The sequence below is a fragment of the Alteromonas sp. Mac1 genome, from assembly GCF_001562125.1.
GTDB lineage: Bacteria > Pseudomonadota > Gammaproteobacteria > Enterobacterales > Alteromonadaceae > Alteromonas > Alteromonas stellipolaris.
Window position 1 is genome coordinate 1050256 of sequence record NZ_CP013932.1, and the last position, 21576, is coordinate 1071831.

Annotated in this window: 16 protein-coding genes; 6 read left to right on the forward strand and 10 right to left on the reverse strand. The window is 43.7% G+C overall.

Annotation, left to right across the window (positions count from 1 at the left end; translation table 11 throughout):
* Positions 1–47 precede the first annotated feature (47 nt).
* The 3 genes from AV939_RS04400 to AV939_RS04410 are packed head-to-tail and all read left to right on the forward strand — an operon-like array spanning position 48 to position 2229.
* Positions 48–578, forward strand: a complete 531-nt coding sequence (locus AV939_RS04400) for an RNA polymerase sigma factor (protein WP_057793679.1) — start codon at positions 48–50, stop codon at positions 576–578.
* On the forward strand, positions 579–1301 hold the full coding sequence (locus AV939_RS04405) for a hypothetical protein (RefSeq protein WP_057793677.1): 723 nt from the start codon (positions 579–581) through the stop codon (positions 1299–1301).
* Between the two features lie 16 nt (positions 1302–1317).
* Entirely contained in the window at positions 1318–2229 is a 912-nt protein-coding gene (locus tag AV939_RS04410) for a hypothetical protein (protein ID WP_057793675.1), read from the forward strand.
* A 110-nt stretch (positions 2230–2339) separates the two neighbouring features.
* Here AV939_RS04410 and AV939_RS04415 read toward each other — a convergent pair whose 3' ends face one another.
* From AV939_RS04415 to AV939_RS04445, 7 genes are all read right to left on the reverse strand, one after another.
* Complete coding sequence (locus tag AV939_RS04415) at positions 2340–2855, reverse strand: hypothetical protein (protein ID WP_057793673.1); 516 nt, start codon at positions 2853–2855, stop codon at positions 2340–2342.
* The gene (trhA, locus tag AV939_RS04420) at positions 2852–3487 is read right to left on the reverse strand and encodes a PAQR family membrane homeostasis protein TrhA (RefSeq protein WP_057793671.1); all 636 of its coding nucleotides are present in this window, start codon (positions 3485–3487) and stop codon (positions 2852–2854) included. The genes AV939_RS04415 and trhA overlap by 4 nt, the downstream gene beginning before the upstream one ends.
* Before the next feature lie 388 nt (positions 3488–3875).
* On the reverse strand, positions 3876–5480 hold the full coding sequence (locus AV939_RS04425) for a sensor domain-containing diguanylate cyclase (protein ID WP_057793669.1): 1605 nt from the start codon (positions 5478–5480) through the stop codon (positions 3876–3878).
* Complete coding sequence (locus AV939_RS04430; RefSeq protein WP_057793667.1) at positions 5473–5916, reverse strand: hypothetical protein; 444 nt, start codon at positions 5914–5916, stop codon at positions 5473–5475. The genes AV939_RS04425 and AV939_RS04430 overlap by 8 nt, the downstream gene beginning before the upstream one ends.
* A gap of 10 nt (positions 5917–5926) precedes the next feature.
* Positions 5927–7174 carry a hypothetical protein gene (locus AV939_RS04435; protein ID WP_057793665.1) on the reverse strand — a complete coding sequence of 416 codons (1248 nt, stop codon included), beginning with the start codon at positions 7172–7174 and terminating at the stop codon, positions 5927–5929.
* 244 nt (positions 7175–7418) lie between these two features.
* The gene (locus tag AV939_RS04440; RefSeq protein WP_057793663.1) at positions 7419–8837 is read right to left on the reverse strand and encodes a sugar porter family MFS transporter; all 1419 of its coding nucleotides are present in this window, start codon (positions 8835–8837) and stop codon (positions 7419–7421) included.
* 32 nt (positions 8838–8869) lie between these two features.
* Positions 8870–10084: a XylR family transcriptional regulator gene (locus AV939_RS04445; RefSeq protein WP_057793661.1), complete on the reverse strand. Its 1215-nt coding sequence runs from the start codon at positions 10082–10084 to the stop codon at positions 8870–8872.
* A 172-nt stretch (positions 10085–10256) separates the two neighbouring features.
* On the opposite strand from AV939_RS04445, the gene xylB reads away from it, so the two are divergent.
* Positions 10257–11717, forward strand: coding sequence for a xylulokinase (xylB, locus tag AV939_RS04450; protein ID WP_057793659.1), 1461 nt, complete (start codon positions 10257–10259; stop codon positions 11715–11717).
* 71 nt (positions 11718–11788) lie between these two features.
* Positions 11789–13108 (forward strand): xylose isomerase, encoded by a 1320-nt coding sequence (gene xylA, locus AV939_RS04455; RefSeq protein ID WP_057793657.1) that lies wholly within the window; start codon positions 11789–11791, stop codon positions 13106–13108.
* A gap of 334 nt (positions 13109–13442) precedes the next feature.
* Here xylA and AV939_RS04460 read toward each other — a convergent pair whose 3' ends face one another.
* A complete protein-coding gene (locus tag AV939_RS04460) occupies positions 13443–15212 on the reverse strand; it encodes a glycoside hydrolase family 9 protein (RefSeq protein WP_057793655.1) in 1770 nt (589 codons plus the stop codon).
* A gap of 241 nt (positions 15213–15453) precedes the next feature.
* Here AV939_RS04460 and AV939_RS04465 point away from each other — a divergent pair, with 241 nt between their 5' ends.
* Entirely contained in the window at positions 15454–16614 is a 1161-nt protein-coding gene (locus tag AV939_RS04465; protein ID WP_057793653.1) for a helix-turn-helix domain-containing protein, read from the forward strand.
* Between the two features lie 96 nt (positions 16615–16710).
* Here the strand turns inward: AV939_RS04465 and AV939_RS04470 are convergent, their stop codons facing one another.
* A complete protein-coding gene (locus AV939_RS04470) occupies positions 16711–18216 on the reverse strand; it encodes a tryptophan halogenase family protein (RefSeq protein ID WP_057793650.1) in 1506 nt (501 codons plus the stop codon).
* A 63-nt stretch (positions 18217–18279) separates the two neighbouring features.
* Positions 18280–21336 carry a TonB-dependent receptor gene (locus AV939_RS04475; RefSeq protein WP_082604963.1) on the reverse strand — a complete coding sequence of 1019 codons (3057 nt, stop codon included), beginning with the start codon at positions 21334–21336 and terminating at the stop codon, positions 18280–18282.
* Positions 21337–21576: the final 240 nt, after the last annotated feature.

Genomic DNA, 21576 nt, shown 5'->3' on the forward strand with positions numbered 1-21576 from the left:
CTCTAAGAGTAGGGAATATAAAAAACACCTATATCGCGGGGAACGCAGTGTTCATAAAACGGGATGAAAAGCTCGTACAACAAGCATTAAAAGGCAATAGAAAAGCGTGGTTCACGCTTATTTCACGCTATGAAACGGCCATGTACCAATACGGTATTCGCATGACTGGAACTAGCCATGACGCCTCTGATTTGATGCAGGATATCTTTGTTTCGGTTTATCGAAGCCTAGCGAATTATCGCGGCGAAGGCACATTTAAGAGCTGGTTGTATCGAATAGCCCATTGCCGATGCATGGAGTTATACCGAAAGCGAAAAGCATTTACCGACATTGATGATATTCCAGAGCCTTTATGTGAAACATCATGCCCTGAAATGCAGCTTACTAGCGACCGTCAAAGTCGGGCGGTAACGCAAGCTATGCAAGCTTTGCCGTTGGCACAAAAAGCCGTGGTGGAGCTCAAATTCTTTGGGCAATTCACCTTTGAAGAAATTGCAGAGCAAATGGATATTTCGGTGAATACCGCCAAGTCGCGTTTGTATAGCGCACTAACCAAATTAAAGTTGGAGTTGGAATAAATGAATCAACCTGATCATACCAATGAAGCATTAATTATCGCGTGGGTAAATAACAGCCTTACCCAAGAGCAGAAAGCCACATTTACTAAAAAATACGCCCAAGATAGCGTGTTTGCGGCGGCGGCTGATAATGCCAGTTTACTGGCTGGCAGCGCCAGTGAATTTGTTGCACCGCCATTGCCTGATTGGAATAAAGCGCAGCTATTTCCGGCACAAGATAAATCTAGTTGGTTTCAGTGGCAAGGCTTTCCTGCACTGGCTTGTGCGCTATCAGCAGTTGCTATTGTATTAGTGTTTACGGGAATGCCTAATAAAGATAATGGGAAGTCTTTAGCGGCGCAGGCACCTAACAATGTGGATGCTGAGCAGCTATCGAACTTGGTTGCCGAACAAGTACGTGTGCAAGTGCAGCAGCAAGTAATTCAGCAGCGAGAAATGTACCAAGAAGCCAACCAAGTGTTATTTAAAGAATATGCACAATCACTTGCGGCACAGCAACAGCAGACGAGTGCCGATCTTACTCAGTATTTATTGGCCTCTAGTCGGGAGGCACGTAAGCAAGATTTTGCCGAGTTACTTCAATTTATTAACGATCAGCGTATTGATGATCAGCGATTTTACGCCCGTCAGTTCAGTAAATTACAAGATGAAATTGATGGCATAGGTATGGGGTATAGCGTTGTGCTTCCCAACTCGAATTCAGCGTCTTCAGAAGACGAATAACCAACAGGTAGCCCTTATGAAAAGACTATTATCTCTATGCTTACTCACCAGTGTTAGTGCGTTAGCTTTTGCGCAAAGTAACTCCACTTCGTATGCTTCATTGTCAGATGAATTGGAAATTATGTCGGGCGTAATGAACACCGCTTTTCGTCAAAACGCCAACCCGAAAGGGTGGCGGGTATCGCGACTAGAAAGCAGTTATCTGGCAGGGCAGGGGGCCGTGTTCACGGTATCTGTACGAGGCAAAAGTGCTGATTGGATCCGCGATATTGAAACCATGGTGGAAGGTATGCCAACCCCTCCAGCAGCACCGGTTGCTCCAGAAGGTGGCGGTATTGTTTTTGAGCTAAGCCGCGAATGGGAAGATTTTGCTGGTGAAGCAAGCCGTCGAATTGCTGAGGTTTTTGAAGATAATAATGACCAAATACGTGATATTCGCTCTCGCTCTAGAGAATTGGCATGGGAAACCCGCGAGCTAGAGCGCCGCAAGCGCGATATGTCTTTCGAATTACGACAAGCTGACGACAATAGAAAAGAAGCACTTCAAAAAGAAATGCAGGAACTCGAGTCATCTTTAGCATCTATAAATGCTCAGTCGGCGGAACTGGAAGAGGAAGCGCGTCAATTAGAAGGTGAGCAACAGGCGAAGCTAGCTAAACAAAAGGAGAGCCGTCAGCAAGCTTATCGTTCATTTTTGGCTAACTTTGAAGCCAGCATTGGCGGCACATTTTGCCGATTCGGCTCAGGACTTCGGGGGTTACCTGAAGGAGAGCACGTCAGCATGATATTAAAAGACTTTGAATACGGCGATGATAACAACAAACACGACCGAATTTATGTGTTTAGCAAAGCGAATATAAAAGCGTGTGTGCAAGAGCGGATTGATGCCGAAGCGCTATTGACCAGCGCCACTATCTACACGTTCTAACTGTAGCTTGGGCTATAGCTGTAAGAACTATAACGCTTAGGGCTAAAACCATAAGCTATAGCTTCGACATCGGCGCTTAATTAACAGCGCGAACTGAGTACAAAGCGTCATTAAGGGGCGGTATGACCAAGCTCTGCCGCCCATTGTAGTTCACCGCGCGACAACCCATTTGCCGAATTAGCTCCAAAGCTATGCAATGCGCTGTAGGCACTGTTTGAAGGCACACGGCAGTAATGACACAAGGCATAAAATAATAGGCTACAGCGATGCTGTGAACCATCACAGTGTAGATACACGCTGGCACCTTCAGTGAGCATTTGCGACAGTTCGTGTAAATATTGATGTAAGTGAACATCGTCGGTAGGTGATTCTGCGGAAGGGTGCAAAAAAGGCAACCATATCCATTCTAACCCGGCGGCTTTAGCACCATCGCGAATAATAGGGGCATCTTCCTCACCGGTTTGTACCGTGGCAAGGTGGGTAACACCCAGCCCTTTCAACCTAGCATAGGTATCTGATGTCGGTTTTTGTCCCAGACAGATTTTTCCCGCGCTAAGTGAAAACCACGCCAGAGAAGTTTGGCTACTTGACCCTTTAGATACAGATGATGATTCGATTTTATTCATACCACATAATAATATATTGAGAAGTAATGGCAGCTGCACCCGCCCAATACGAATACATGCCAGATAGCATGGGTGTATTTTACCTTTTTTGCCACATAAAAACACACTCCAAGGCTGAAGCATAAACCACCCGCGACCAGCAACCATAAACCAGCACCGGGTAGCGCAATATAAAGCGGGTAAATAAGGCCAATAGCAATCCACCCCATCAACAAATAAGTCATCACGGATATTTTTGGAAAACGGTGCTGCGCAACTAATTTAAAAGTCACGCCACCTAGTGCCAAACACCAAATTACCGCTGTCATAGTAATTCCGAGCACGCCTCCAATCGACACTAATAGTAAAGGTGTGTAAGTACCTGCTATCAACAAATATATTGCACTGTGGTCGAATAGTTTCAACCAACCCTTTGCTCTATGGTTCGATGTTGCATGGTAAAGGGTAGAGCTCAAAAACATAAGAATGAGTGTCGCGCCGTATATTGCGGCGGCGGTAATGGTTAGCGTGTTGTCTGCGCGGTAGAGTAAAAATACCATGCCTACTATGGCAGCAATAAACCCCACACCATGACTAATACTATTAAGCCATTCTTCCAATACAGAATAGGCTTTTGCCGTAATGCTTGTCATGACTTCCTCCAACTCTGTTTTAATCTAGCGCCCATAATGACACGTGCGTACTATTACTTATGTACTCATATTTTTGTATCTTGGCGCCTATCATTTATATAACGCAAATTCTTTCAGCGTACACTTGTTCGCTAAATTGTAACAGAAGCGTATTCAGCGAGTATGACAATTTTAAATGGCGCGATGATGAAAACGTGGTGTTTAGTATCTTAGATACTAAAAGTATCCGCCACATATCTCATAGCGTGTGAATAGCAAATAGCAAAAGTATTGAACGCAGAGTCTTGTTTAAATATTGAGGTTAGGTATTTAAGACAAGTATTTGAATTAGCTAATTGGGAGGCGGAGGAACACTATTGGTGAGGCGGTAAACTCAATTGGCTTCGCTTTACTGGTTATCGCTGCTGCTTAACCCCTCGGGGTCAGCAAAAATAAGATAGTTGTCTGGGGCAGCTACCTTATTTTGCTTGGCTTTATACATAGCGATATCTGCTAGCTTTATTAACGTATTCATGTTGCGACTCATGCGAGGGTAAAACGCCACCCCCACGCTCATAGAGACCACTGTGGGTGCAGTATCATCATTAAAATAAAACGGCTGCTTCACCCCTTCATTCACCTTTGATATGACTGTTTCAACAGACTTTTCGTCTTCAGCCTGTAAAAGCAGCACAAATTCATCGCCGCCCCAGCGAACCGCCACATCAACTTTGCGGATTTTTTCTCTTAATTGCTCAGATACAAAAATAAGCACTTCGTCGCCCGCATCGTGGCCGAAAATATCATTCACGGCTTTAAATCCGTTTAGGTCAATTAACGCTAGTGCAAAGTGGTGGCCTTTGCTCATCAGCTTAGCAATGAGCTTTTCACCACCATTTCGATTGTATATTCCGGTTAGTGAGTCGAAGTCCGCTTGCAATGCCAGCTTTTGCAGTTCACGTTTTCGAGTTGAAATATCATTGAAGGTAATTTGATAAAAACGCTCACCATCGTCAGTAATTAATGGGCTAGCAATCAACTGAACCCAAATGGCGGTTTTATTGGCTCCTGACTTCAATTTGAATTCGCCCGTGGCAAACTCGTTGCGTGAAAATGCCTCTAGAAGTGAGGTTTTTATTGCGACAGGGTTTTCAAATAACTCTTCTAATAGTTCGCCATAGTCCTGTTTTTCTTCAAGACCGATTTTTTCAACGAGGTCGATAAAAGCTTTATTCTTGAGTTCAATTATTCCACTTTCAGTCATTAACACCGTGGCTGACTTCGCATTTTCAAAAAGCATTCTAAAACGCATTTCCAAAAACTCAATTTCTTCTCTTAATTGCCGTTCTTGAGAAAACTGTTCTTCAACCTTGCCTAGCAGCTCATTGGTATCATGCACAAGTGCACCAATTTCACTGTCAGTGTGGTATTCAGGCACAGCAATACGCTGGGTTGTACCTGGTGTGATTTCATGTAGTGAACGCCCCACACGAAGCATGGGTGAAATGATGATGTAGTAAGTAATGATCAAGGCAACAATACCCACAACAAGCGCTTCTATGTATAGCGAATAGCTGTTGTCGGTACTGATTTTCTCGGCTTGCTGGATGATATGATCGAAGTTTGGGTAAATGTTAACTTCCGCTAACGATTCTTCAGGTATGAAAGGGTGTCGAACTAAAAATACCCGAGGCTCAGTGCCTTTGTTAATCGCATCGGTAACATTAAGCTGGTAATACAAAGCGTCACTTTTGATAGACGCTGCAAGAATTTTTTCACTCTTAACTAATCCGTTTATCGCCTCTTTGGCTAAATCTTCTTCTTCTAAAAATGAAGCTATGGACGCGGTTGCGCCAACGGTTCGATAGAGTTCTTCGATATCGTGGTTTGCTTCAGTGATCTCGTTCTCGTATGTGATGCGATAAAAAAACTCCGCGGTGGTAAGTACCACCAACATGGCGGCAGCCACCAAGAAAAGCGAAAAACGAAAACCTAAACCTCGAATATTAATCAAAGCGATACACTACCTTCATCTTGTCGGTAACAGACGACTCATAAATGTAAGCTAAGGCCGATTCATCCTTTTCGAGTCGCTGTTTAACGTCATCTATTGTCAGTTCGATTTCAGGTGGTTTAACCCGACCGGAAAACTTTAACCTAGCCCAATAGGCATTAACGCGAGCGGGGGGTAAGCCGACTAATGCCTTGTAAAATTGCGCTTTAAGTTTAGCTTCGAGTTCAATGTCGATGGGCGTAGCTTGTTTCCCATTGGGAAACGCAGAGTACTTGCCCATAAAAAGATTAATTAAGCCTTTTTTATCCAATACTTCCACATCGTTTTTTGGATTTGTAACGACGACAATCTTCTCTGATGTGTATGCAAAGCAAGTGAAGCTGTGTAATGCTATTAATGCAGTAAAGATGAGAGAGATGAGACGATAAAATTTCATATCCCCACCCCTAAAAACTAAAGTTTAGTGCGAGAAACAGGGTATGAGCAATGTTGTCTTCATCATCATCGACAACTAGTCCTTCTCGGGCTCTAAGGCCGCTTCCTCTTGCTTCTATATCGGTTCTTTCTACTTGCACTTTAAAGGCTAAATTTTCTTTTACATCCCAACGCCAGCCTAAGGAGAATGATTGTTGATAATGTGCCAAGGTACTGGCGACTTCTTCTACAAACACGGCTAACTCGGCTGTATTCGCATTAATCGGAAAGTTGGGCTGTTCTTCGCGTAAGAAATAGGCGTCTGTTTTTGCAAACGAATACAAGCCATAGAAGGTATGCGCACCATGGAAATAGCTTATATTTACAAATCCATTTAAAGAAGGCCTTAATGCAATTGAGTCAGAATCAATATGAGACAACTCGCCAGAGACTTCCCAGTCGCCTAAGAAGCGATTTAAATAAACAGAGGTGTATTGAATAGACGCACCGCGTAAGCTCAATGAATCTGCGAAGGCGGTGGCACCACTCCAGAACTGCTGTAACTGTTCCACGCCAGAGGTAACCAATGCTATATCTGCGTTATCATTTTCAGCTTCAATTCGTGTGTGTTTAAATGCAACACTCCAATCAAATGAGGCAAGTTCAATACCTACAGAGCGCAAATCATTAAAGATTACTGGGCTATAATCGTTTCTGGTATAGTCGCTTTCACCTTGGCCCCAGAAGGTTTTGATTTTTAAGTTAAAATCGCGATAGGGTTTGAGGTAGCTGATATCCGCTCCATCAAAACTTCTGGCTGGCACAATGCCATAAACTTCTGTAGGCACTTTTACCCAAGGATAAGCAATCGAGACGTCTCTGGTATCACTAAAGTGAAAGATATCGGCGGCAAGTCTTCCTGCTCTTAATTGCCACGAAGGCGTGATGCCGTATCTAAGAAAGGCCATTTGCGCAATTGAGTCTAGGTTTTGTTCATCTTGTTCTCGATAAACAAATTGGCCAACAAAATCGAGGTTAGCTGAAAAGCTGTAGTCGACTTGTAAGCCAATTAAACTCAAAGGTTTAAAGGCCAAACCGTCTTTTTTAGCTGATTCTGCTTGTGAGCGGTCGGTGCGGAATTGATAAGTCCGAGTATCGGCGGTTGCTGAAGCTAACGTCCCAAACCCGCTAATTTTGAGTTTTTCTTGTTCTGCTAAAACGCTAAAAGTTGTCAGCAAGCTCATCATTATTGCAATGAGAGAAAACTGCTTTTTTATCATTTATCTTTACCTTTATCTTGCCCATGTGGAAGATGGTTCTTGCGCACCCTGAAAGTTCTTAAATTTTAGTATTGTTGCTACTTCAAGCATAGTAAATAAACGAAAAAAAACGACTGATAAATCAGCCGTTTTTTTCTTACTTATATTATATTGTAAATATTAATAGACCAGATAAGGCGTATGAACTTACCAGTAGCGCCTTTTGTTCCTACAAAGGGCTTTGAATACACAGGCTCCGGAGCTGTTACCCTTTCATCTCCTCTAATTCTAAGCCCTTTGTTTCATACACATAGCGAAGGACGAAGCCGATAGAAAGCAGGGCAAAGAAAGCATACAGACCATAAGCACCCGCAAGCCCTATTCCTGCAAGAAGCATTGGGAAAGACCAGGTGATAACAAAATTAGTAAACCACTGCACTAACCCAGTTACGGCCAAGCCAGAGCCTCTTAGCTGGTTTGGGAACATTTCGCCTAGCATTACCCACATTACCGGGCCCCAAGAAAAGTTGAAGCAGAAAACATAAAGATTGGCAGCGATAAGTGCAACAGGCCCCCAGTCATTCAACGCCAACCTTCCATCAACATGTTGTTCTGAATTTAGGAACGCTAACGTTACCACGGCGAGAGACACTGTCATGCCTATAGAGCCCCACTTGAGCAAAGGTTTTCTTCCAATTTTGTCAATAACAGATAACGCCACAACACATGCAGCAATGCTGATAGCCCCGCTTATAACATTAATAAGTAGTGCATCTGCTTCTGAAAAGCCAACCGCTTGCCACAATACGGCTCCGTAATAGAAAACAACGTTTATGCCGACTAACTGTTGAAGTGCAGCTAGCCCAATCCCTACCCAAACGATTGGCCTTACTTTTCCAGAGTTTTTATCGATAAGGTCTTTTAATTGTGGTTTATGATCTTGCGACAAAGAGGCTTCAATTTCGGCCAGTTTATTTTGTCCACTAGCCCCATAAAGTTTGTGCAATACTTCGCTCGCTTGCGCTGTTTTTTTCTTAACCACTAAAAAGCGTGGGCTCTCTGGTATAAAAAGTAACATCAGGAAAAAAAGTAACGCTGGGATGATTTCCATCCAGAACATCCAACGCCAAGCTTCAAAGTTTAACCAAAGCACTTGCGTAGAGCCTGATGCATAGTCGGCAAGAAAATAGTTACTTAGAAAAGCAGCGAACAAGCCGCTAATAATGGCTATTTGTTGAATAGACGCAAGGGTACCGCGATACTTTGCCGGTGAGACTTCTGCAATGTAAGCCGGTGCCATGACTGACGCAGCCCCTACAGCAAGGCCTCCAATAATGCGAAATAAAACGAATTCTAACCCGCTGCCTGCTATGCCTGATCCCCAAGCGCTGATAAGGAAAAAGACTGCTGCGACAAGGAGCAATGACTTCCTTCCGTATCTATCGGCTAAGCGACCGGCAAAAAATGCACCTACTGCACACCCAAGTAGCATGCTGGATACATTAAATCCTGTACCGACGCTCTGTGATTGAAACGCTTCGCTTAGCCCATCAACTGTTCCGTTAATGACACCGCTATCGAACCCAAATAAAAAGCCCCCTATGGTAGCCACGATAGTAATAAATAGAACGAAGCCATTACCCGAGGCTTCGATAGGCAGGTCAATATTTGTTGTAGTGTCCATATTATTATTCTCTTTAAGGTGAGGTTCCGATTTCAAATGACTTTTATGACTGACGAGCGAGGCTCATCTTCAAAATGATTTGGCTGTGAATCTTGGCGGTACTCAACGGGGGTTTTATCAAAGTGCTTTCGAAATAAAGCATACATATACTGAACCGACGGGTAGCCGCATCGCTGCGCTATATCACCACTATTAGCATCAGTTTCTTTGAGCATTTGACATGCGCGGCTTAGTTTCTCGTTATGTATTTCTGTATGAATGCTGTGGCCTCTTTCTTCCCGAAATCGTGATTCTAAGTTAGATCTTGAGATGCCTACATGATCTAGCACCTGATCTACTTTAATTCCCTTACACGCATTCATGTGTATGAAATGGGATGCTTGCATCACAAGTGGATCTTTAATCGCTTTGAAGTCGGTAGACTGACGCTCTGCTACAGTTACAGGTGGCACTAGCAATTGCTTGTTTTTTATCAATCTTCCGTTTAATTGCTTGTGCAATAATCGTGCTGCCTGATACCCCATTTCCAAGCTGCCTTGCCGCACAGATGTTAAGCTAACTCGGCTTAAAAAACGTGTTAGTTCATCGTCGTCAATGCCTATGACGGCAAATCTTTCGGGAATAAGAAAGCCTAGGTGGTCGCACGCCTGAAGTAGGTGGCGCGCGCGGGAGTCTGTCACTGCCACTATACCGGTGGGTGAGGGCAGGCTTTTGAGCCAATCGGTTAGACGTTTCTGAGAATATTGCCACGTTTCGGCTCTCACTGCATGACCCCGATAGACATAGCATTCATAGCCATAATGTTTCGCGAGAGACAGCATGGCCTGCTCTCTTTCTTGTGCCCATCTTTGCTCTCTACTGATTGGCGAGCCGTAAAAGGCAAACCTTTCAATTCCCTTGTGCCGCAAATGATTGAAAGCCGCTTCCACTAAAGCGTAGTTATCTGTTGCTACATAGGGCACATTTGGATAGCTAGCGTCATCTTGGTAAGAGCCGCCTATCGCAACTACCGGTACTTTGGTATTACTCAGCGCTCGTTCGATAGCAGGGTTGTCAAAGTCTGCAATAACGCCGTCACCACTCCACTCATCAAAATGTTCTAGACGAGTTAAGAAGTCTTCTTCTAAATACAAATCCCAATCGGCATTTGATGATTGTAGGTAGCTTCCGATACCTTCAATTATCTGCCTATCAAATATCTTACTCGCATTTAAAAGCAGCGTAATACTGTGCGCTTTTTCGACCATGGTTCATTCCTGAATATAAACAAATTACGTAAAGCTAATTACGTTTATTGGTTTTAAATATACTAAACGAGTAAGTGGTAATTAACAAAACGATTACAAAATTTCATAATTGATATTGACGCTTTTAGTAATCAATATTTAACGCATAGCTTTATATAACCGCGGAAAGACTATGTACTTAGGAATAGATTTAGGCACATCCAGTGTAAAAACAGTGTTAATGGATGAGGCAGGGATAATTAAACTCTCAGTGAGCCGGCCTCTTAATATTTCTATGCCTAAACCATTGTGGTCAGAACAAGATGCTGGCGAATGGTGGCAGGCAACATGCGATTGTTTGGATGAGTTATCTAAACAGATTAAATTGTCTAACGTTAAATCAATAGGGTTAAGCGGACAGATGCATGGCGCAACACTGATTGACCAGTCAGGAAGCGTGCTAAGACCTGCAATTTTGTGGAACGACGGACGTTGCGTTGCCGAATGTGAGGAGCTAAGCAAGGCCGTTCCTGATTCAGCTATGCGCACCGGCAATATTATTATGGCTGGGTTCACTGCACCAAAACTGCTTTGGGTCAAAAAGTACGAACCCGAGGTATTTGCGAATGTAAGTAAAGTACTGCTACCCAAAGATTTTTTAAGGTATCAACTCTGCGGCGAACTTGCTTCTGATATGTCTGATGCTGCCGGCACCATGTGGTTGAATACCGAGACTCGTCAATGGGATGAAGTGTTACTAGCTGCATGTGGTCTTACTATTGATAACATGCCCGCACTTTTTGAAGGAAATGAAGTCACCGGCACACTGAAAGCTACACTGGCTAAGCGTTGGGGTATGCATGATGTCGTGATTGCAGGTGGCGCAGGGGACAATGCCGCAGGAGCGATAGGCTGTGGTATTTTCGAGCCCGGACATGCCATGTTGTCACTTGGAACCTCTGGGGTTTATTTCGCCGTTACCGACAGATTTTCAGTAAATACCGCTCAAGCTGTTCATAGTTTCTGTCATGCATTGCCAGACAGGTGGCACATGATGTCCGTCATGCTCAGTGCGGCAAGTTGTTTAGAATGGTATTGCACGCAAAGTGGCTACGAAGATGTAGCCGAAATGTTTTTAGACGTACAGAACAATACTTCCCACTTAGATCCTCAAATCCCACTATTTTTACCTTACTTAACGGGTGAAAGAACACCTCACAATAACCCAGCAGCAAAGGCCGCATTCTTCGGTGTATCTGTGTCGACTCGCCGTGTACATATGGCTCGCGCTGTTGTTGAAGGGGTATCAATGGCGCTTGCAGATGGCATTGATGCAGTACACCAAAGTGGCGTGACGACAACGTCTATTAGTCTCATTGGAGGGGGCGCTAAAAGTATATTCTGGCGACAGCTTCTCAGTGACATTAGTGGGTACGACTTAGAGTACCGAGAGGGTGGCGATGTAGGGCCAGCATTGGGCGCAGCACGATTAGCAAAGCTTGCTGCCAACCCAGATTTATCACCCAGTGATGTTTGTTTTAAGCCGCATCTTGAGGCGTCCTACACACCTCAGAAAGAAATTCACAATGCATACCTCATCAAGCGCCAAAAATTCAGAGAACTTTATTACGCAGTAGAGCCTTTTTTCTCGTAGCGACGCACGCAAGCCACGGAAAATTAAAATCCTATTGTCATTTATTACGCATTCTAGAGAAAGGAAAAAACATGAATAACTACTTCGAAAATATCCCAGCCATAAAATATGAGGGTGCAGAATCGACAAACCCTCTTGCCTTCAAGCACTATAATCCGAAAGAAGAGATTGGTGGGAAAACGATGGAAGAGCACCTGCGCTTTGCGGCGTGCTATTGGCATAATTTCTGTTGGGATGGCGCTGACGTATTTGGCGCTGGTACGTTCAATCGACCTTGGCTTGCAGCGGGCAATCCTATGGAGCGTGCCAAGCAAAAAGCCGATGTGGCCTTTTCTTTTTTTGAAAAGCTAGGCGCACCTTTCTACTGCTTTCACGATATTGATGTCGCACCTGAAGGTGAGTCAGTCAATGAATACATTCGCAATCTTTCAGAGATGACAGATGTGCTTGCGCGTAAGCAAGACGAGACGGGTATGAAGTTACTTTGGGGTACAGCAAATGTATTTAGCCACCCACGTTATATGTCTGGCGCTGCAACAAACCCGAACCCAGAAATATTCACTCGTGCCGCAACCCAAGTTTATCACGCCATGAATGCAACAAAGACGCTTGGCGGTGAGAACTATGTATTGTGGGGTGGTCGAGAGGGCTATGAAACACTGCTAAATACAGATCTTAAACGAGAACGTCAGCAATTTGGTCGCTTCATGAATATGGTTGTTGAGCATAAACACAAAATTGGTTTTAAAGGGCTATTGCTCATCGAGCCAAAGCCGCAGGAGCCTACTAAGCATCAGTACGACTACGATACGGCTACCGTACATGGGTTCTTAAAAGAGTTCGGGTTAGAGAAAGAGTTTGCGGTTAACATCGAAGCGAATCACGCCACACTTTCTGGGCATTCTTTCCACCACGAAATAGCGACAGCGTTTGCGCTAGATATTTTTGGTTCCATTGATGCGAACCGTGGTGATCCGCAATTGGGCTGGGACACCGATCAATTCCCTAACTCGGTAGAAGAAATGACTCTTATTTGCTACGAGATATTGAAAAATGGCGGCTACACATCAGGGGGCTTTAACTTCGATACCAAATTACGACGCCAAAGTTTAGATGCTGAAGATTTGTTTTTAGGCCATATAGGTGGCATGGACACCTGTGCGCTAGGTTTAAAGAAAGCCTATGAAATGCTTTCAAATGACATACTCTCAGAGAATGTGAAAAGTCGCTATGCTGAATGGGATTCAGCCTTGGGGCGTAACATTCTAGAAGGTAATATGTCTTTAGCATCCTTAGCTGAACATGCACAAACCAATGGATTAGAGCCTAAGCCGGTTTCTGGTAAACAAGAGGGCTTAGAGAATTACGTAAACCGAATTATTTATAAATAAATTGGTGTGAAAACGTAAAAAAGCTGCCAAATGGCAGCTTTTTTCTTTTAGACGAGAAGCCTTAGAAGAAAAACACTTAGCCTAGAACGGTTTATGACATGTTGTTCTAACCCATACTTACTACACCAATTAGAAACTCCTACCTAGTGGTACGCAGCCACTTGCGTCAACTCACCGTTGTTTAGGGCGTTTCATGCCAAAGCGCTTAATAACAAAACGCTTGATAATAGAGCTTAGTGCAAACCGCATTCACCAAATGAAGCACAAAAAGCGCAGCGGAATCGACATTCGATACCGTGCGCGTTCAGTTTGATTTAGGTATCACCAAGCAGGTCTACTGTGATAACGCGTTAATAGCACCTAGCACATATACCAAAGGGGCGTTCCAATTAATGGCAATCTCATTGGTAGAAAAGCTGCACCAATCGTCAATGTAGGAGTCTGCTGGTTTAAGGTAGGGGTAATCGCATTCATCTTGACGCCCGGCATGCGGACCACCTACCAGCATGCCGGGTATGGGCGCTATCACCCCATCGCTTGCTGATATGCGATGATGTGGCGACATAGGCGTGAGGCTTCCATAGCCCGTAACAAAGCTATAGCCGGTTGGGTTCATACCGAAAATATAAGAAATGCTGTCGTAGACGGCATCTTTATATTTAGCATTGCCGTTGAGTTCGTAGGCGGTTAATAGAATTAAGGCTTTATTCAGCAGCACACTATTACTCCCCCATACAAAATCATCTTCTTGCATTGGCACTAAATAAGGTGAAGTGGGTATCTGCTCGGTAATATTCTCTGCCAGCTTAATAAAAGCAGATTCTAGCCGAGCAAATTCTGAAACTGACAGCATATCCTGCGCATTCTTTAATAATGAAATGAGGCCTAATGTTTCAACATCGGCCCACCCAGGTACACCAAAATTCACTTCATTATCTATAATCGAGCTGAGGTAGAGGGTATTCCCTGTGGCAATAAATAACTCGGACGCCGCCCAGAAAAACTCGTCAACAAACTTGTCATCGCCATACTCGCCGCTTTGTACATCGTCAGGTTGAACATAACGAACATCTGGGTTGAGCACAGCCCATTGCCAAGCGGCTTCAGCCTGTAGTAACCATTGGTTGGCTATATTAGGTGCTAGGTCTTTATAAATACGGCTCGCCGTGGCCATGGTAGCGGCAAAATCTAACGTTGCGCTCGTCGATACACCAATCATAAAGCGCTGCGACTTATCTTCATGGGGCATCTCTATACCCGCCCATTCCAGCGTAGTGAGTTTGTGAAAGACAGCGCCGTCATGTCGCTGCATACTCGCCATCCAGTCTAGGTTCCATCGTAGTTCGTTTAGTAAATCGGCAACGTCATCACCTGATTCTGGGATAGCGACGTCTACTGCTTGATAGTATTGAGGGAAATGTTCGTAGGCAGCAAGTAGTGTGTAAGTCGCAATGCCAGCATTAACACTATATTTCCCGTAGTCGCCTGCATCATACCAGCCCTTTTCAGAGGACAAAGTGGTAAGAGCATCCATTGAAGAGGTAGTTGCAGAGTGGTGCACATTTACTTGAGTATCCGGATGACCAACTGGTCGTTTCCATTGCCCTGCATATTCTTCGCTTAGCGCCATACCAGAACGATTAAAATAGTAGGACTTTAATGCAGCGCGAAGGGCGTCGTCATAAATGGTTGGGCTTATTGAAAATGGCAAAGAGGGCGGTACACCTTCAACGTCTATGTAAAACTCTCCAACATCATCGAAGTCACTAAAACGGGCTAATTTTAAATATGGGTCATTACTGAGCTCCCACACCTTCAACTCTTCCAGCTCTCCTTGATAGACAATGTCATCGCTTGTTGCGCGTTTTATTACAAAGTTGCCTGATGTAGAGGTTGGCACTAGGGCATGCTTTTTCCCACTTGGCAGGTATCCCACCTGATTAAGTTTAATACTCAATGGTTTTTCTGAACGGGCTTGTTGAAATTTGGATTTGCGATTGTCATCTGAACATCCGGTCATAAATAAGCTAGTCAGACCTGCGAATAGCAAAAGTAAAAAGGTTCGGCTTTTAAAACGCAAACTAACAGATAAAAAACGATACATGAGAGACCCTAGTGTTATATAGTTTTTAGTTGTTACATTTTTGTCAAAATGCAAAGATATGTCGTCTTTCTAAAGGCAGTAAACGTAAAAATAAACGCTTGATACCTGTATTTAAACGAATTTAGTCATGTTTAGTTGAAGGCTAAGAAAAAACATTCTATTTACACGCTTTAGGTTAATTCGCTTCTTGCGTCACGGTATTGAACACGTTATAAAACAATAAAAAAGTGTTTGGTTATTAATGAAAGCCGTTTTATTTAACATACATGATCTGGTGTTGCTATTTACTGTTTTTCAGTGTCTCTTATTTGCTCTTTTCTTGGTAACACTTAAGCGTGGCAAAAGAAAAACACATTTATTGCTTGCCGCCTTTTTGCTTTCACAAGCTGCAATTCCTTTAGATAATCTCATCAACTTTGGTGAAATGTTCCGGTCTACGGCTTTGTCTTTTTCACCTAACCTATTCTACTCATTCGGGCTAGCTTACTGGGTTGAAGCGCCATTATTACTTTTTTACATTCGAAGCCTAATATACAAAGACTACCAATTTAGACGTTATGACCTGCTTTTCTTGCTGCCTTTCGTTGCCTATAGCATTTATTTCGCGAATACCTGGTGGCTAGAAGAAGAGTTAGTAAAAATTGCCGCATTGCAGGGAGATACCATTGCTAATACTCCATTCGAAGAACGGGCAATACATTTTTTCCGTGAAGCCTTTCGAGTGGCATGTGGCGTGCTGTGTTTAATAGAACTGAATAATTACCAGAAGCAGTTGAAACAACAAGTAGCAGAAACGGAGAGTGTCGATTTGACGTGGTTAAAAGCGCTGGTAGTGGGCTTTTTAATCGTCAGAGTTGTGGCAGTATTAACAGCGCTTGCCATTATCTCCGCGTATGAATTGGGAGTCTACATCGACCATGAATTTTTAGGCCTAAGTTCAAACTATGCTGTCTTGTTAATGATATCTGGATTGATATTCTTTAGTGCGGGGTATTCCACCATATTTAGAGGCATTGACAGTAAACTGACTCCTGCAGCGACAAAAGAAAAGCCGAAAATCGACCTTCGCCAGGTTGATAAAATTACCCGATATATGCGTTTGAATAAACCCTATTTAAACCATTTGCTAACATTAGAAAATCTTGCCAACCAGCTGGATATTCCACCACGGGTGCTGTCTCATATTATTAATCATCATTTTAATAAAAACTTTTTTGAGTTTATTAATCATTACCGAATAGAAGAGAGTAAATTGCTATTGGAAAGCGAGTCGAATCGCCGGGCGACTATGCTAGATATAATGGATTCTGCGGGCTTTAACAGTAAAGCTACGTTCAATACATTTTTTAAGAAATTGACGGAGAAAACACCTACTCAGTATCGAAAAGACTACTGGGAATAGACGGCAACACTTTCGTCGCTGCATAGCTAGGCAACTGAGCAGCATGGGTTAAGTGACATGAACGTCACTTGAACCATGCTACTTTGTCACTAACTGCTACTTTACATTAAGTTGTGCAATAAAGTGTGCATGTTCGGGAAGTAAAGACGCTGACTTATTTATTACACTTGCAATGTGGCTAAGTCGCTCATCAATTAATGAAGTACTCATTCTATCGACTAGCGGGTGGTATCCTTCACTTCGCAACCCTTGTCCATGCATAACGGCAAGCCAGGATGTCTCATTAAATAACTCATTGTCTATGCGGAAAATGCGGCCTGAGTCTTTGTACAATTGCACTTTTTGCTCCAACGACTCACTCAATGATATGTTGCGACAGTAACGCCAAAATTCACTATCGTTTCTTTCTGTTAAAGCATAGTGCAACACAATAAAGTCTCTAATCTGTTCAAACTCTTTTGTGGTTTGCCGGTTGTACATATCAATGTCACTTTGACAAAAACGGTTGCTAGGAAAGAGTGTCATCAATCGTGCTATCGCAGATTGGATCAAATGCAGTCCGGTAGACTCTAGTGGCTCAATAAATCCAGCTGATAGCCCTATACCTAAACAGTTTTTTATCCAACTTTGAGGACGCATTCCCGTTTTCCAAGCTAAGAAGTTGGGCTCAGCTAAAGGTTCTCCTTCTAATTGTGCCATCAGATCATCTAGCGCGGCTTCTTTTTCAGTAAATTTACTCGCGTACACATAACCATTTCCAATTCGATGTTGCAACGGAATTCGCCATGTCCAACCAGCGTTTTTTGCTGTTGATTGGGTGTAAGGTTTTAACATGCTATCGGCAGATTTACACGGGATAGCAATGGCACTATCACAGGGCAATAGGTCACTCCAATCATTAAATGTTGCGCCCATTTCTTTTTCCAAGAGCAAGCTTCGAAAACCACTACAATCAATATAAAACTCACCATCAATACAGTGCCCGTTCTGAAGCGTTAGCGTATTGATATGACCATTTGGGTGCTTGGAAACCGCTTCGACTTTGCCCTTGATATGCCGAACTCCGCGCTTTACTGCAAAGTCGCGTAAAAAGTTAGCGTATAAAGTACTGTCAAAATGATATGCATAGCTCATATTGGCTAGGGGAGAATTGTTCTGCGCATTAACCTTGCCAAACCGCCCACTTTTAGCCGCCATCGCTTCAATTGAATACGAACAAAGATCCCCACCCGCACCTTCATTGAATCGCTTGAGCCAAAAATGATGAAACGGCAATGCTTCCATGTTAATACCGAAGGTGCCGAAGGGATGAAAATAGGCGTGACCTTTGCGCTTCCAGTCTTTAAATTCGATACCGAGCTTGTAAGTCGCGTTAGTGGCACGGATAAAGTCCGCCTCATCGATACCCAAAATTCGGTTAAATAGCGTAATTTGAGGGATGGTCGCCTCACCCACAGACACCCCTTTAATGTCCTCGCTTTCAATAAGCGTGACACTATATTTTGAGAGGTCTAACACCTTGCTAAGTGTTGCTGCGGTCATCCAGCCTGCCGACCCGCCGCCTACAATCACGATAGACTTAATAGACATTGATTGAGACATAACTACCTCATAACGTTATAGGTATGCCACGTTTGTGACATACCTGATTTATTCTCAAAACGGTTAAAAGGTCCCTTTGGCGACCAAGCTTATTCGGCGGTCGTTAACAAACCACGACCGACCCACTTGATTCCCTTCTGCATCAACTTGCATAGAGGTACGAGTGACCGTATTGCTTAAATTCGTGCCCTGCAAACCCAATTCTATATTGTCTGAGAACCGGTAAAAAAACGAACCATCAAGCTGTCCATTTGCCTCATTGAAAATAGGAAGCTGAGTAATGACATCTTTTGTGGTTAACAGGTATTCGGAGCGCCAATTATAAGCTAGGCGAGCGTTAAACCCGTTCTTCTCATACATAGCAACAATGTTCACGTTGTCTTTGGAAAGCCCCTCAAGCGGTAAGTTATCAAAGGCAACGCCTTCCCCTTCAGAAGAGTCTGGCTTGTCTGGCGATAACCCAGGATTCGGTGAGCCCTCATCTTTCACATACGTGTAGTTAAATTGAAGTCCAAACCCACTCCACGCGCCAGGTAAAAAATCAAAAAACTGCTGATAAGCAATCTCCACACCTTTTACACTGCCTTCATCGCCATTAGTGGCGCCATCAACTTGAACGACTTGCGTCACGCCATTATTCTCATAAACGCGATCGGTGGAGCCGTTTATAAAGTAGTTACTTAAATCTTTATAAAAGAACGATGTGGTTAACGAGCCAACGGTTTCTGGAAAATACCATTCAAAAGCGAAGTCGTAGTTATTGGCTTCCATCGGCTTAAGAAAGGGGTTACCAGATTTTGCGGTATAGCGTTGGTATTGCGCACTGGTTATCTCTCTATCGTCGCCTTCACCTGAGTACTCAATCTGCAAATTATCGCCCTGTATTTCAACGTAATTGCGAAGGTTTCCAAGATCAGGCAGCGCAATGGCCTTAGAGTAACCAAAGCGCAATAGCATATCGTCGTTCAAATTCAGTTTGAGATTGAAGCTGGGTAGTAATTTACTGTAATCACTCACTGCTGTTTGTTCCGTTGAGGCAGCATTACCGAACGCGGCTTGATCAGATGGTAAAAAGTTTTCAGGATCATCATCTTGAACAGCTAGATTATCGGGGAATGTAATAAACCCATCCGTCTCATTTTCAATTTTAACGTAGCGTGCCCCCACATTACCGCTGAAAAAGAGCCCTTTAACTTCCCCCTCGAAATTACCTTGTATGAAAAAGGCGTTATTCGTTTCAGTAGTTTCGTTTATCTCATTGGGTAAAAAGTCACCTATAGCACCTGGTCTGCTTGCTAACGCTACCCAGCCTGGCATAAGGCTTGCGAATGTGGACTTGGCATCACGATAATTATCGGCAACCGACTCATTAGGAAAAAGAAAGGTATTGCCGCCAGGTGTCGTCAAAACACCCCCCCTTGCGAAGTCGTCGAATGACACGGCTTCGTATAAATCTCCTAGCCCTGCGCCAAGTTCATCACCTTGGGCATCGAACCAAGCATTGCCGTTCCCCGCCCACGCCTCAGACAACCAGCCCCAGTTAAATGTGGATTGGCGGGTGGTTTGTTGTCTTTTGGCATAACGGGTGCCCACTTTTACAGATGTAAATAAACCGTCTTCGAACGTATATTTAGCATCTAACGCTACGGCCGCTTCATCGCCCTCGTTGGCCGAAACATGGTCCATCGCACTGCGCCAAAAATAATTATAAGGGTTGGTGAAATGCGTTTCGTCGTTGGCGTTAGCGGGGTCGGTTAAAAATATATCAGGGGTGCTGTCTCCGTTATTGGTAATTCCAACCACGGTACGAGTGGCGCCCATTACCGAGAAATCAACAATATCTGAGGTTGACTCTACGTATTGCAAATCCGCGCTAAACGCCCACTCATCATTAGGGCGGTAGCGCACATTTAATCCAATATCATCTACCACGGAATGTTGCTCTCTGGCACGTGTAATCATTGCGTGTTGAGCACCGAAAATGCCGCCGGGCTGACGCTCGGCATCATTTCCTCTCCAACCCGCGTTAGACGTAATTAATCCCGATTCGAACAAACCCTGCTCGTCGATATCAAAAGTTGTACCCTCTGCTGGCACAAGGTCATTTATGACTGCATCATCTGCCAGTTCAATAGCGCGCTCGGTCCACGACAAAGATGAATCGGAGCGTATAAACTGTGCCGTAGCGAGTATGGTGTCATCTACGTTTTCCCATTGGAGCGCTGCTGCTAGCCCTTGACGCTCTCGAAGGTCTTGTTTCCGGGTTAAACGAGTGGTGCGAGGCACCATGACACTTTCGCCATCAACTAAGTGGTTTTGTGTTTCAAATCGCCCTACTTGGGTACCGTCCGATTGCGCTTTAAGTGTGGAATCTGAAAAGTTTAGCAGCAAGCCCCATTTGCCATAGTCACTTTCAAACACATCCGAATACAATGCAGAAAAGGTTGGGGTAGTTTTCTCGATAAAATCGCTATAGGTGGCATCGGCTGAAAACGCTAAAATACGCTTGTCACTATCAAAGGGTTTGCGAGTGATTAAATTTACGGTACCCGCAATACCTCCTTCAATCATCTCTGCCGATTGATTCTTATACAACTCTACGCCGCCCATTAATTCAGGAGGAACATCCTGAAAACTAAGTCCTCTTCCAGAGTCGGCAGTAAAGGTATCGCGACCGTTAAATTCACTTCTAGTGTGGGTTAACCCCCTGACCACAACGCCACTTCCTTCAACGCCGAAATGGTCTGGGTCGTTGGCGCCCGCAAAACGTTCAATGGAAACACCAGGTAATCGAACGATAGCTTCCAGCACACTCCTATCAGGCAATGCGCCAATATCCTTTGCTGATATTGCATCAAGAAAGGTATCACCGTAGCGCTTAAGTAATTGTGCGTCTGCTAAGTTTTCCTTTATACCTCGAACCTCAATGACCTCAACATCTTCTACGTCGTCGCCAGTCTGGTTTTTTTTAACGTCTTCTGAGGGTAAATTCGACTGCGCAAAAGCGAGTTGGGGTTGGAAAGCTAATAGCGTACTTAACAGGGCGCTGGATACAAGTGAGAGTTTAAAGCTAGGCTTTCTCACTGTATTAGTTATTGTTGATTTATTATGTGTTTTCATTTTTTTTCCCTAGTCACATTTCCAATAAACACCGAAGTGCTTAATCTCCATTTAAAAAATAACAACATAAATACAACAATTCGCCCAGCATAGTCGCGATTGGCTAATTTGAACGCAAAAATTTACACTAATGTAAGGTTTTGAATTTAAACTTATGATTTTATTAGTTTAAATTTTGGGTTTAAGTTTGTGTAAAACGCATAGATGAACGCCTTTAAAATTGATAGAGGCAATAAATAA